The 12,814-nt window shown below is 56.2% G+C and carries 13 protein-coding genes; 3 read left to right on the top strand and 10 right to left on the bottom strand.

From position 1 onward, the window contains the following. Positions 1-28 precede the first annotated feature (28 nt). Positions 29-1,042 carry an NADP-dependent oxidoreductase gene (locus J7395_RS11400; RefSeq protein ID WP_209221553.1) on the top strand — a complete coding sequence of 338 codons (1,014 nt, stop codon included), beginning with the start codon at positions 29-31 and terminating at the stop codon, positions 1,040-1,042. 75 nt (positions 1,043-1,117) lie between these two features. Here the strand turns inward: J7395_RS11400 and J7395_RS11395 are convergent, their stop codons facing one another. Together J7395_RS11395 and J7395_RS11390 are read right to left on the bottom strand one after the other, a co-directional pair. Next, positions 1,118-1,942, bottom strand: coding sequence for a DUF3750 domain-containing protein (locus tag J7395_RS11395; RefSeq protein ID WP_209221552.1), 825 nt, complete (start codon positions 1,940-1,942; stop codon positions 1,118-1,120). A gap of 146 nt (positions 1,943-2,088) precedes the next feature. Continuing rightward, entirely contained in the window at positions 2,089-3,063 is a 975-nt protein-coding gene (locus J7395_RS11390; protein WP_209221551.1) for a helix-turn-helix domain-containing protein, read from the bottom strand. A 384-nt stretch (positions 3,064-3,447) separates the two neighbouring features. Between J7395_RS11390 and J7395_RS11385 the strand changes: the two genes are divergently transcribed. Then, positions 3,448-4,905, top strand: a complete 1,458-nt coding sequence (locus J7395_RS11385; protein ID WP_209221550.1) for an aldehyde dehydrogenase — start codon at positions 3,448-3,450, stop codon at positions 4,903-4,905. A gap of 81 nt (positions 4,906-4,986) precedes the next feature. Here the strand turns inward: J7395_RS11385 and J7395_RS11380 are convergent, their stop codons facing one another. The 6 genes from J7395_RS11380 to J7395_RS11355 all read right to left on the bottom strand — a co-directional run bounded on the left by J7395_RS11380 (position 4,987) and on the right by J7395_RS11355 (position 9,747). Then, entirely contained in the window at positions 4,987-5,469 is a 483-nt protein-coding gene (locus tag J7395_RS11380) for a YaiI/YqxD family protein (RefSeq protein ID WP_209221549.1), read from the bottom strand. Positions 5,470-5,507: 38 nt separating this feature from the next. After that, complete coding sequence (locus J7395_RS11375) at positions 5,508-6,767, bottom strand: MFS transporter (protein WP_247742093.1); 1,260 nt, start codon at positions 6,765-6,767, stop codon at positions 5,508-5,510. A gap of 112 nt (positions 6,768-6,879) precedes the next feature. After that, entirely contained in the window at positions 6,880-7,608 is a 729-nt protein-coding gene (locus J7395_RS11370) for an amino acid ABC transporter ATP-binding protein (RefSeq protein ID WP_097050825.1), read from the bottom strand. Continuing rightward, positions 7,595-8,248, bottom strand: a complete 654-nt coding sequence (locus J7395_RS11365; RefSeq protein WP_209221548.1) for an amino acid ABC transporter permease — start codon at positions 8,246-8,248, stop codon at positions 7,595-7,597. The genes J7395_RS11370 and J7395_RS11365 overlap by 14 nt, the downstream gene beginning before the upstream one ends. Next, complete coding sequence (locus J7395_RS11360; RefSeq protein WP_209221547.1) at positions 8,241-8,912, bottom strand: amino acid ABC transporter permease; 672 nt, start codon at positions 8,910-8,912, stop codon at positions 8,241-8,243. The genes J7395_RS11365 and J7395_RS11360 overlap by 8 nt, the downstream gene beginning before the upstream one ends. Positions 8,913-8,964: 52 nt before the next feature. Further along, positions 8,965-9,747 (bottom strand): transporter substrate-binding domain-containing protein, encoded by a 783-nt coding sequence (locus J7395_RS11355; protein ID WP_209221546.1) that lies wholly within the window; start codon positions 9,745-9,747, stop codon positions 8,965-8,967. Between the two features lie 204 nt (positions 9,748-9,951). On the opposite strand from J7395_RS11355, the gene J7395_RS11350 reads away from it, so the two are divergent. Beyond that, positions 9,952-10,629 (top strand): FCD domain-containing protein, encoded by a 678-nt coding sequence (locus J7395_RS11350; protein WP_062959299.1) that lies wholly within the window; start codon positions 9,952-9,954, stop codon positions 10,627-10,629. A 101-nt stretch (positions 10,630-10,730) separates the two neighbouring features. Here the strand turns inward: J7395_RS11350 and J7395_RS11345 are convergent, their stop codons facing one another. Both J7395_RS11345 and J7395_RS11340 read right to left on the bottom strand, forming a co-directional pair. Further along, a complete protein-coding gene (locus tag J7395_RS11345) occupies positions 10,731-10,940 on the bottom strand; it encodes a cold-shock protein (RefSeq protein WP_007090722.1) in 210 nt (69 codons plus the stop codon). A gap of 78 nt (positions 10,941-11,018) precedes the next feature. Beyond that, on the bottom strand, positions 11,019-12,779 hold the full coding sequence (locus J7395_RS11340) for a DEAD/DEAH box helicase (RefSeq protein WP_348541224.1): 1,761 nt from the start codon (positions 12,777-12,779) through the stop codon (positions 11,019-11,021). Positions 12,780-12,814 lie beyond the last annotated feature (35 nt).

Here is a 12,814-nt window from a genome sequence, read left to right as displayed (position 1 = left end):
GTGCGTTGAACCGACCAAGGAGGCCCCGATGAGCATTGCAGCAAAGGAAGTCCACCTTTTACATTACCCGGATGGTGTTCCCACCAGAGACGACTTCACCGTGAGGGATAGCGTGTTACCGAGACCCGCAATCGGCGAAGTGCTGATTGAAAATATCTGGATGTCGGTCGATCCCTATATGCGCGGTCGCATGACCCGACGCAAAAGCTATATCCCGCCGTTCGAACTGAATGCCCCGCTTGAAGGCCACGCGATTGGCCGGGTCATCGAAAGCCGCGATCCACGCTTTGCCGAAGGATCGCTTGTTACCTCCATGACCAGCTGGCGCAGCCATGCGCTGCTTGAAGCTGACTATCTGCATCCCATTCCCGATATGCCCGACATCGCCCCGGAAAAATTTTTAAGCGTGCTGGGCATGCCCGGCATGACGGCCTGGGTCGGGTTAAACCGGATTGCCAATTGCAAGACAGATGATACCGTCTTTGTTTCTGCCGCCGCCGGGGCTGTCGGCTCTGCGGTTTGCCAACTGGCAAAAGCCAAGGGATGCCATGTCATCGGATCAACCGGCGATAGGGAAAAGGCAAAATGGTTGCGCACTGAATTGAAGGTTGATGCGGTAATAAATTACCGCGATACCGACGACCTTTCAGGAAGCCTTGGCGAAGTCGCGCCGCAGGGTATTGATGTTTATTATGAAAATGTCGGCGGCGCGCATCTTGAGGCCGCCCTTGATCATATCAATACTGGCGGGCGGATTGCCGTATGCGGCATGATTTCGCATTACAATGACAAATCCCCGCAACCCGGGCCACGCAACCTGTTCCGATTGACGACACAACGCGCAAAGATGGAAGGCTTCATCGTTAGCGACCATTGGGGCAGTTACCCCGACTTCGTCCGCGAAGGGGCCGATCTGGTGCGAAGCGGGCAACTCAAAAGCCGCGAAACCGTAATCATGGGACTGGAAAACGCCGCCAAAGCCTTTATCGATCTGTTCAAGGGCCAAAATACAGGCAAGATGTTGGTAAAGCTGGCTGATTGATTCGCCAAAGAAGCCCAAAAGAACAAAGCCCCGCCACATCAAAATGTGCGGGGCTTTATCGTTGGGGTGATGAAATCAATACGCCGGTACTCCAGCATCCCCTGCATCTGCCGCTTCCACCGGCTCGACATCGCCGACCGGGGCGACATTATCCATGCCCAACCGCCCGACAGACGGCAGGCGCAGGGCCGGACGATTAAAATCAATGCCAATATTAAGCCCCAGCAGGTTCAATTCGATCCCTTCTTCAAGGCCGATGGAAAAACCAAACAACCCCAACAGATTGGCCTGTACGCCCTGCCCGCTGGGCGATAGCCCGACCGGATCGGTAATCGCACGGAAATCCTTGCCGATTGCATTGGCCGGCATATCAAGATCAAGGTCGGGCACCTTGCGCCCGATATGGGCGACAAAGGTATTGCTGTTCGGCCCCGGATAGCTGCGATACTGATCCGGATAGGGGTATGTTTCAATCGCGGCTTCGATCTGATCAATCAGGTCACCCACACCCTCGCCGCGATGATCGGCAAGAATTTGCGGTTCAGACCCGAACCACAAGCCATCGGGCAAGGCATAATTCTTGCGCACCACATTGCCACCGCCCCAGCCAACCACGTCATACCGCGTATAGCTGGTTTCACCGGCGCGTTTATAGATGATCCACGGATGAACCGCGAAATAACCGCGCCAGCCATAGGTATGGGCTGCCATCACCTGCACAATCGCAATATCGGCATTCGCTGCCGGATCAGGAGCTACACCCGATGAATGTCGCGGCGCATTACGCCATGTCTGGCGCTTTTCCGCCTTTTCGGCGGGCGGGTCCTGCGCAAGGCTGATGCCAAACGGCAGCACAAGCATTGCAAGCAGGCCCAGAATAAAATTTCTGCCTTTTCTCACCAATCAATCCTGTCAGATGTCATATTTCACTAATGTTACGATGTGATCCGACAAATAAGATCAAAAAATGGCAATTGGTTTGCGAAGCAGCATCAAAAAACTGTGAGGCCTTGTGACAATTCTGCGACATTTGGCTTTCCGCGCCTTTATGGCCACGCAGCAAAGGTATTGTCTCGCGCCCGTTCCTCGGCCCGACGCAGGCGGCGGTAGGCACCGGGTGCCTCGCCCATGTAACGTTTGAAAAACCGGCTGAAATAGGCTGGATCGCGAAAACCAAGTCCATAGGCAACCTGCGCCACCGCAAGCGGGCTTTGTTCCAGCCGCATGCAGGCTTCGCGAATGACACGTTCATGCACAAGTGTGAGGGGCGGCTTGCCCGTCGCCCGCATCACCGCCGACCCCAGCCGCCTTTCGCTGACACCAAGAGCCGTGGCGTAATCGGCAATGTTCCAGTGTTCGCGAAAATGCAGTTCAAGCGCCTGCAAAAACCGCTGAAACGTGATCGAACCGGGGCGATGTTTGTCACGCTGTTCCATCACCCCCTCGGCCAGACGCAGAACCATGGTCAGGATGATCTGAAGATGCGCCCCGACCACCATCCCCGCCCCAAACGCGTTCTGCATAAGCTCCGCCCGGATCGCATCAAAACTGCGCGCCAGTAAAGCCAGATTGTTACTACCCTCGGCCGGGGTGATGTTATGAACCGTATCGGCGGCAAACCGCAATGGCAGCCCCGCGCCGACCAAAGGCAGCATGGATGTGCCGGTTGAACCGCCCCCGCAATGGCGCGCCACCAGATCATCAGTCACCGACAGCAGATAGCCATCTGCCCCGGCCGAAACCGAAATCGCCTGCGTTTCGCCCAGCGGCAACCACACAAGTGCCGGTGCACGGCAATCGATCATACCCTGACGCAACCGAATGCGCGCCCGCCCCGACAAAATCAAAACCGCATAACACCGATCCCGCCGCGCGGGGTCATTCATCACCCAGTCCTGCGCGGATAACCCATGATCAAACCGGTCCATCAGTGCCTGGGTTGTCACCGGCATCGGATCGTCAAACGACCGCACGCCGATTGGCGTGGCGCGATGATCTTCTGCCCTTTCCGGTGAAACCATGCCTTTTTGATCCTGAAATATTCCAAATGGTTATATGTAAAATAATACAATTTTTCGTCTCAAAATGTCAATTTGACTGTCTTTACATTGGAAGCGTTCCAGCGCCTACTAGTATCGCGGTTCAGGAACCGTCAAAAATAACAAGATATATCGAATAATGCGTTCCCGTTATTTCGCAGCCGCGAAGAAACGGGCGGGAGGATACGTCGAAGATTTACTTTGAACATCAAAGTAGATGAAAGATTTTTTGTATCTATCTTCCTGAATACGACGCCAAAGCGGGAAAACCGGAACGCTGTACCAAAGGCTCTTACAGCCCTTGGGTGATACGATTTCATGCGTTATCACCGCACAGCAGAACATAAAGAAGTCAGGAGAAACGTCGTGAACGATGCCAAACTATTGATCGACAACGAAGCCGTGAATGCCGCCAACAACCGGACATTCGAACGCAAAAATCCGGTCACTGGCGAGGTCGCAACCATCGCCGCTGCCGCAAGCCCCGCCGATGCGCGCAAGGCTGCCGATGCCGCCGCCACCGCCTTCCCGGAATGGTCAAAAATGGGTCCAGGCGCTCGGCGCAAAATCCTGCTGAAGGCCGCCGACATCATGGAATCCAAAGGCGATGATTTTGGTCGCCTCGTACTTGAAGAAACCGGCAGCACCCGCATGTGGGGTGGCTTCAACGCCCATCTGGCAGCCAATATGCTGCGCGAGGCCGGTGCAATGACAACGCAGATTCAGGGCGACCTGATACCGTCCGATACGCCTGGCCTGATGGCCATGGGCATTCGTCAGCCGGTTGGCGTGGTTCTGGGCATTGCGCCATGGAATGCGCCGGTCATCCTTGGCACACGCGCGATTGCCATGCCGCTTGCCTGTGGCAACACCGTGGTACTGAAGGCATCGGAACTGTGCCCCGCCCTGCATCGCCTGATCGGCGAATGCCTGGTCGAGGCAGGTGCCCCGGCCGGTGTCATCAATGTCGTTACCAACGCCCCCGAAGACGCCCCGGAAATCGTCGAAACCCTGATCGCCCATCCGGCAGTGCGCCGTATCAACTTTACCGGCTCAACCCGCGTTGGCCGCATCATCGCCAAGCTGGGGGCAGAACATCTTAAACCGGTTCTGCTTGAGCTGGGTGGCAAGGCACCCTTCCTTGTGCTGGACGATGCTGATATTGACGAGGCGGTTAATGGCGCGGCATTCGGGGCCTATATGAACCAGGGCCAGATTTGCATGTCGACGGAGCGCCTGATCGTTGACAATGCGGTTGCCGATGATTTCGTCGCCAAACTGGCCGCCAAGGCCAAAACGCTGACCGCTGGCGACCCGGCAAAGGCCGAACATATTCTGGGCGGTGTCGTGAATGTCGAGGCCGTCAACCGGATCGAAGAACTGGTTGAGGATGCCGTCTCCAAGGGTGCCAAACTGGTCGCAGGTTCCGGCAAGGCGCGCGATGGCGTTCTGATGGATGCAACCCTTCTGGATCACGTCACCCCCGCGATGCGGATTTATGCCGAGGAAAGCTTTGGCCCGGTCTGTGTCGTCATCCGTGCGGGTAACGAAGACGAAGCTGTCCGCATCGCCAATGACAGCGAATATGGCCTGTCATCTGCCGTCTTTTCCACCAACATCCCGCGCGCGATGGAAGTCGCCAAACGGATCGAAAGCGGCATCTGCCATATCAACAGCCCGACCGTTCAGGACGAAGCCCAGATGCCGTTTGGCGGGGTGAAAGCCAGCGGCTATGGCCGGTTCGGTTCGCAGGCATCGATTGATGAATTCACCGAAATGCGCTGGATCACCATCCAGAGCGGCAAACGCCACTATCCGTTCTAAAGATATTAAGTTCCGCAGGGGGGAAGCCCGGTCGTACTCCCTCAGATGATCGACCGGGACCTGTGGCAGGCCGCCTTGCGCTTAACCGCGCAGGGCGGCCTGTATCGTTACTTCCAGCATATTGGAAAATTTCGACCGGTCCTTTTGGGTAAAGCCCGCATTGCGGCCCTGCTCCCCGGTGACTTCGCGCATATGGGCGGCGATTTCACGGCCGGCCAATGCATTGCCGATATTCGCCTCGGTAAATTCCTGGCCAGTCGGGCGCAACACGCGCGCGCCGATTTCAAGCCCCCGCGATGCCAGCGGAATATCGTTGGTCACAATCACGTCGTTCTTGACGGCATTTTCGGCAATCCAGTCATCGGCCGCATCGGGTTCCGGCGGCACAATCACGATCCGGACCAACGGATTGCGCGACGGGCGAATGCCACCGTTCGATACCATGATCATTTCCAGACGATGGCGCTCAGCCACGCGTTCGCATTCCGCCTTCACCGGACAGGCATCGGCATCAACAAGGATGCGCGGCCGCATCGCCGCTTTATTTGATGTATTTTCAGACATGGCGCGATAATCGTCAGGCAGATGATAAAGTCAAGCCATCAGGCGATTGTTGGCGTTTCGTGTGCTGCCTTGGCATCCTTCATCATCATCAACACCACCCCGCCAACCAGCGCGAAACCACCAGCCACCAGAACGGTTGCCTGAAAGGAATACCACGTTGCGATGAAACCGGTTGCAAGATTGGCGACAAGGCCACCGATGAACAGGGTGCTGACATAATAACTGGTTGCGACACCGGGGCGATCAGGGGCGAAGTTTTGAACAAATGTCATGCTGATCCCCGCAAAGATGCCGTAATAAATCCCGTCAAGGGCCCCAAGCATCAGCACATCGGCAAGACTGGTCGCGTTATAGATCAGCCCGAAGAAGATCGCGGCAAGCACGGCGGCCAATATCATACCGCCGCGCTCGCCGATCTTTCTGATCAGATGCGCGCAGTAATAAATCACCACCACCTCGACAAAGCATTTCACCGTCAGGGCAAAACCAGCCGCCGATGCAATAAGCCCAAGTTCGGTTGTGAAATAAAGCGGCATGGCGGTTACGAACACGACATTGCCCGCGCCAATAAAGAACACCGGCACACAGGCCAGAAGCAATCCAAAATTGAACGGGATTTTCTTGCCCGTCACAAGCGATCCGGGATGATGGGTTTTGAATGCCGCCGGGACGATGAACAAACATACGATGAACCACACCGCCCCAAGGGCTGCGATGCTGTAATAGGTCACCGTAAAGCCAAACGCGCCAAATAACGACAATGACGCCGCTGGGCCAACCATCCAGCCAAGCGATGTCTGCATCCGAAGGAACCCGTTGAATTTTACGACGTCGCGCCCGGTCTGTTCGGCAAACAGACGCCCAAATGAATACATCACCGAAAGCGCGCCAGACCCGATGCCAAGCAGGATCGAGGCAAGGCAAAGATAGACCCAGTAAACCTGAAACGTCGCAAGGATCGCCATGCCACTGGCAAAACAGACAATACTGGTGATCAGAAGCGCCTTGATCGGCACGGCCCGGTCAATCGCGCGGCCAAATGCCCGGTTGGTCAGAAGGGTTACGACGACTTGAACGATCGCCACCATGCTGACCTTCCATGGCGGCTCCCCCAATCCTTCGATGACATAAAGCCCGCCCAGCGGAGCCGCCGAAGACGCGGTAAACGCTCCCATCAAAAGCAGGCCAAGCACCAGAAAAGGATAGCGATCCAAAAAGGCGGTTACGCCAGATACCGGCCGAAGATTTCCATTTTCAGGATGTCCGTCATCCTGTGCCGTACCGGTCTGATCACGCAATTTCGTGCCCCCGCCTCATCATAAGCCCAAAGCACGTTTTAGATGATCAACCGCCGATAGGAAATACCCCTAATTGCAACCCTGTGAAATTGTCACAAATCGCACAACCGGCTCAGGCAAGCCCGCCGACAAAACTGGCAAGTTCCGCGGTTTTCGGATTGGCAAAAACGTCTTCGGGGGCACCACTTTCATGAATACGCCCCTGATGCATAAAGACCAGCTTGTCACAGACCTCGCGGGCAAACCGCATTTCATGGGTCACCATCACAAGGGTCATGCCCTCCTCGGCAAGCTGGCGCACGACGGCCAGAACCTCGTTCACCAGTTCGGGATCAAGCGCCGATGTGACCTCGTCACACAACAATACACGTGGCTTCATGGCAAGGGCACGTGCAATCGCCACGCGTTGCTGCTGCCCGCCCGAAAGCTGATCGGGGTAATGCATCATCTTGTCGGCAAGTCCGACCTTGGCCAGCATTTCCTCAGCCACGTCCTTGGCTTCGGCCTTTGACTGCTTTTTCACGACCTGCGGCGACAGCATGACGTTTTCAAGCGCGGTGTAATGCGGAAACAGATTGAACTGCTGAAACACCATGCCGACGTTAAGCCGCAGGGTCAGCAGATCCGTATCGCGGTCACCAACCTTCTTTCCCGCCACCATGATCGTCCCGTCATTGATGGTCTCAAGGCCGTTGATGGTGCGCAAAAGCGTGCTTTTGCCCGATCCACTTTTCCCGATCAGGGCAATCACCTGCCCCTCCTCGATCTTAAGATCAATGCCTTTAAGAACTTCCAGCTCGCCAAAGCTTTTATGGATAGCGTGCAGTTCAACGAGCGACATGACGAAGTTTTCCTTCCAGATGGCGGGCATAAAGCGAAAGCGGGAAACAGATCAGGAAATACATGACCGCGACACAGCCATAGACCGTAAACGGCGCATAAGTCGCATTGGTGATCATGGTCCCGGCCTTGGTCAGTTCGACAAAACCAATGATCGACGCAACCGCCGTCCCCTTGACCACCTGCACCGAAAAACCGACCGTCGGCGGCACAGCAATACGAAGCGCCTGCGGCAGAATGATATAGCGCATCTGCTGGCGGAAATTCATGCCAAGGCTTGCCGATGCTTCCCATTGGCCAAGCCCGATGGATTCAACGCACCCCCGCCAGATTTCGGTCAGAAACGCACTGGTAAACAGCGTTAACCCCAGCATCGCCGCGATCCAGGGCGATACATCAATCCCGATCAGCGGCAGACCGAAGAACACGATGAATAGCTGCATCAAAAGCGGCGTACCCTGAAACAGTTCAACATAACCGCGCACCAATCGCATCACCGACGGATTGCCCGCGGTTCGAACCATCAAAAGCAAAAGCCCGACAATCCCGCCCAGCACAAAGGCCGTAAGCGACAGCAACACCGTCCAGCGCGCGGCCAGCAGCAGGTTATAAACAATATCCCAAAGGGTAAATTCAGACATGACTGCGCCGTTCAAACAGGAAGTTGCCGAATATCTTCAAAACCCAGCGCAGCAGAACCGACATCGCCAGATAAAGCGCCGTTGCCACGAAATAGACCTCAAAAGCACGGAAATTGACGGCCTGGATATAGTTCGCCGCAAAGGTCAGTTCCTCGGCCGCGATCTGCGAACAGACTGACGAGCCCAGCATGACGATCACGATCTGGCTTGAAAGAGCCGGCCAGATTTTCTTGAGCGCCGGACGGATAACGACATAGCGGAAAATCTGCACCCGGTTCATCGCAAGACTTTGGGCGGCCTCAATCTGCCCCTTGGGGATCGCAAGGATTCCCGCCCGGATGATTTCGGTGGAATAGGCCCCAAGATTGACAATCATCGCCAGAACGGCGGCCTGAAATTCACTTAGCTTCACGCCAAGCGCCGGAAGCCCGAAAAAGATAAAGAACAACTGCACCAGAAACGGCGTATTGCGGATCAGTTCCACATATATGCCGACGATCTGGCTGATGACGGGGGCACGCGATGCGCGCGCCCACGCCCCAAAAGTTCCCAGACTGACGCCGACCACGGCCCCAATGACGGTCAGTTCGGTTGTCAGCACAACCCCATCAAGCAGCAATTCCCAATGGGGAACGATTGCACCGAAATCGAATTTATAAGCCATTGAAACCAAGCAATCCGGTCAGTGGTGAAGCCATCAGGCAATCAAGTCAGGATCAAAGCTTTTCCGGCAACGGAATGCCAAGCCACTTTTCGGCAATCGCGTTCAGACGGCCATCGGCAATCGACGCCGCAATGATCTCGTTGACCCTGGCTTTGAATGCGTCCTCTTCCTTGTTCAACCCCACATAGCAGGGCGAATTTTTGATCAGGAATTTCGGCTCAGGCTTGCGCGGCGGGTTGCGTTCTATGATCGCCGCCGCCGTAACGTTACCGGTCGCAATCAGGTCAACCTGCCCCGAAAGGAAGGCCGAAATCGTCCCGTTATTGTCTTCGTAGCGTTTGATTTCCAGATCCGCCGGGGCAATCTTGGTCAGCTCCAGATCCTCGATAGCACCGCGCGTTACACCAACCGAATGCCCTGCAAGGTCTTCGGCACCCTTGACCGCGATATCAGCCGGGCCGAAAACTCCGTTATAGAACGGTGCATACGGATCGGTGAAATCAATCACCTTTTCGCGGTCCGGGTTTTTGCCAAGACTTGAAATCACCAGATCGACCTTACCGGTGGTCAGATACGGGATGCGGTTGCTCGATGCGACCGGCACTAGCTCAAGTTTCACACCAAGGTCATCTGCAATGAGCGCCGCCATATCGATGTCATACCCCTTGGGCTGCATATCCGCACCCACGGTGCCAAACGGCGGAAAGTCCTGCGGCACGGCAACCTTCAAAACACCGGCTTCCTTGATGGTATCAAGCGCGCCTGCCGATGCACCGGCCAGCGGGGCCGCAATCATGACAATCGCGGCGATGGTTGATTTCAGAAATTTGTTCATTTGCCTCTACCCGTATGAAAGTGGATTATTCGACTTATTTTTAATCTGTATAAAATAACTGCACAAAATTTATGCTATTGTCCATGGATAAATTCCGCACTTGCGAAAAATGGCAAGCTGATTAAAGCTAGAGACCTTAAATATATTGGATTTTCGCATTGGAAAAATTTTGACACCACTGGTCAGACCAGTTATGGAATCCGCATGTCACGCATTGAAACCGCCCCGGAACGCGCCGCGCGCGCCATTCGCAACCTGATTAAAAGCAACGGCTTAGGCCCCGGCGACTCTTTACCGGCCCAGCGCGAACTGGCCGCCACCCTTGGCATCAGCCGCGCCAGCCTGCGTGAAGCCCTGGCAACACTCGAAGCCATGGGACTGATCCGGGTTCAGGCGGGCAAGGGTGCCTATGTCGCCGACCCGCATGACGGATTGCCGCGCGATGACAATCAGAAACGCCAGGCCGCACAGGTCTATCAATTCCGCCTTGCGATCGAACCCTATGTTGCGGGACTTGCCGCACAGGCCCGCACGCGCGACCACCTGATCGCCCTTCAACGCAGCATCGATGACATGCAAACCGCGTTCGAGGCCGACGACCTGATCACCGCGGCCAATGCCGATACCGAATTTCATGAAATCCTGCTTTCCGCATCGGGCAATCCGCTATTTGCCGCCGCGATCTTCCCGACGGCGCAAACCATCCATGAAAACCAGATGCTGCCCTTTGCCAATGCCGCCGCGATCAAGGCCCCGCTTCGTGAACATGAACAGATCCTGCGCTATGTACGCGACCGCAATCCATCGGGCGCGCGCGATGCCATGCATTTTCATGTACTTAGCGCCGCGACCCGGGCCAATATCGCCTTCCTGCGCCCCTAGGGTATGGGCACGTAAAACGTACAGATAAAACAAAACCCCCACCCGGTTACCCGGATGGGGGTTTCGCAAATCAGCGCCCTCGCAAGCGAAGGCAAACCGAATTAGGCAGCGGTCAGATCGTCAGCCGAAACGCGACCCGAACGGGAGTCGGTGCGCAGTTCGTAGTTGATCTTGTCGCCTTCCTGCGGGTGGTTCATGCCAGCGCGTTCAACGGCGCTGATGTGCAGGAATACGTCATTTCCGCCTTCGTCCGGCTGAATGAAACCAAAGCCTTTGGTTGCGTTGAACCATTTAACGGTACCAGTTGCCATCTTTAAATCTCCTTTAGAGTGTCGATTGGCGTTACGGTGCATCCCGCGTGGATGCACCAATCAGTTTGGAAAGCTGCCTCAGGCGGTTTCGCGCCTGCTGCGGTTTCCGGAATTGTTTTCAGAACGGCGTTCGCCATTCGGGCGTGCGCCCGGGCGACCACCGACTGGCTTACCGGGGCGCGCACGGCCGGGGCGTGCGTTGCGGGCTGCCGGCTTGCCGGAATTGCCCGGTTTACCATTTGCACTCGCACCGTTGCCGGTCGTGCGGCGCTCGTCCGAGCTGCCAAGGAATGAAAGGTTCGATGCAATACGGTTGTCACCGCCGCCCGCGCCGTTGGAAGTCACCTTCTTGGGCGTACGAACCCGGTTATCGCCATTGGCGTTACGGGTATCACGGGCATCGCGGCTATCACGACCGTCACGGCGCGCACCATCACGCCCCTGCGGACGGGCCGCTGCACGATCAGTACGCTCGTTATTGCGATCATTGCGTTCGTTGCGATCCGCACCACCTTTGATACCGCCCTTGTACCGGCCGGAATTTTCCGAACCATTGGCTGCATCACGCGTGGTTTCCTCGGTGCGACGACGATCATTGTTCCGGTCATTGCGATCATTACGACCACGAGCCTCATTGCGCCCCTGCCCATTACGACCACCGGCACCCGGACGACCACCACCATTGCGACCACGTCCGCTACCGTTGCCATTGCTGGCGCGACGGTCCGGATTGGCATCACGTTCGGCTTTCGAAATCGCATCCTGCTCGGCAGCTGCCTTGGCATCGCGACGATCGATGACCGGGATCGACTGACGGGTGGTTTTTTCGATATCGCGCAGAAGACCGCGTTCTTCCTCGTCACAGAAGGCAATCGCCGAACCGCTGGCACCACCGCGGGCAGTACGACCAATACGGTGCACATAGCTTTCCGGGACGTTCGGAAGTTCGAAATTCACAACATGGGTCACACCATCGACATCAATGCCGCGTGCGGCAATGTCGGTTGCGACCAGAACACCGATCTGACCATCTTTAAACGCATTCAGTGCACGTTCACGCTGATTCTGGCTTTTATTGCCATGAATCGCGGCAGCACTGATTTTGCAGCTTTCAAGATGACGCGCCACACGATCCGCCCCGCGCTTGGTGCGGGTGAAAACGAGGGTACGCTTGAAAAGCGGGTTATCAAGCAATTCCGCCAGAAGCTGACGCTTGCGGTTTTTCTCGATCATATAGACCGACTGCTCGACACGTTCCTGGGTCGTGGCAACCGGGGTCACCGAAACCTTGACCGGATCGGAAAGCATATCACCGGCAAGCTGACCGATCTGGGTCGGCATGGTGGCCGAGAAGAACAGGTTCTGACGATCACGCGGCAACATCTTGATGATGCGTTTGATCGGCGGCAGGAAGCCAAGATCAAGCATGTGATCGGCCTCGTCGAGCACGACGACATCGACATTGTTCAGCTTGAGCTTGCCTGCATCAATGTGATCAAGCAAACGGCCCGGCGTTGCGACAAGAACGTCGACACCCGGCGTAATCGCCTTGATCTGCGGGCCATGTGCGACACCGCCAACAACAACGGCAACCGTGGTGTTCATGAAGCGGCCATAGGCACGGAAGCTGTCGCCAATCTGGGCAGCCAGTTCGCGCGTCGGCGCAAGCACAAGCACACGGCACGATTTCGCCGGAGTGCGGGTTTCGTTTTTGGAAAGACGGTCCAGAATCGGCAGTGCAAAAGCAGCAGTCTTGCCAGTGCCGGTCTGTGCTATCCCCAGAAGATCTTTACCTTCGAGGAGAGATGGGATGGCCTGCGCCTGGATCGGCGTGGGCACATCATACCCTTCATGCTTGAGAGCGCGAAGGACGG

The sequence above is a fragment of the Thalassospira sp. A3_1 genome (assembly GCF_017744215.1).
GTDB lineage: Bacteria > Pseudomonadota > Alphaproteobacteria > Rhodospirillales > Thalassospiraceae > Thalassospira > Thalassospira lucentensis_A.
This window is presented reverse-complemented; position numbering and strand designations above follow the sequence as displayed.

What these genes read in the sequence shown, in the direction of transcription:
- J7395_RS11400 (WP_209221553.1), top strand. Translation starts at nt 29, where the DNA reads ATGAGCATTGCAGCAAAGGAAGTCCACCTTTTACATTACCCGGATGGT.
- J7395_RS11390 (WP_209221551.1), bottom strand. Translation starts at nt 3,063, where the DNA reads ATGGTTTCACCGGAAAGGGCAGAAGATCATCGCGCCACGCCAATCGGC.
- J7395_RS11380 (WP_209221549.1), bottom strand. Translation starts at nt 5,469, where the DNA reads ATGTCTGAAAATACATCAAATAAAGCGGCGATGCGGCCGCGCATCCTT.
- J7395_RS11370 (WP_097050825.1), bottom strand. Translation starts at nt 7,608, where the DNA reads ATGTCGCTCGTTGAACTGCACGCTATCCATAAAAGCTTTGGCGAGCTG.
- J7395_RS11365 (WP_209221548.1), bottom strand. Translation starts at nt 8,248, where the DNA reads ATGTCTGAATTTACCCTTTGGGATATTGTTTATAACCTGCTGCTGGCC.
- J7395_RS11360 (WP_209221547.1), bottom strand. Translation starts at nt 8,912, where the DNA reads ATGGCTTATAAATTCGATTTCGGTGCAATCGTTCCCCATTGGGAATTG.
- J7395_RS11355 (WP_209221546.1), bottom strand. Translation starts at nt 9,747, where the DNA reads ATGAACAAATTTCTGAAATCAACCATCGCCGCGATTGTCATGATTGCG.
- J7395_RS11350 (WP_062959299.1), top strand. Translation starts at nt 9,952, where the DNA reads ATGTCACGCATTGAAACCGCCCCGGAACGCGCCGCGCGCGCCATTCGC.
- J7395_RS11345 (WP_007090722.1), bottom strand. Translation starts at nt 10,940, where the DNA reads ATGGCAACTGGTACCGTTAAATGGTTCAACGCAACCAAAGGCTTTGGT.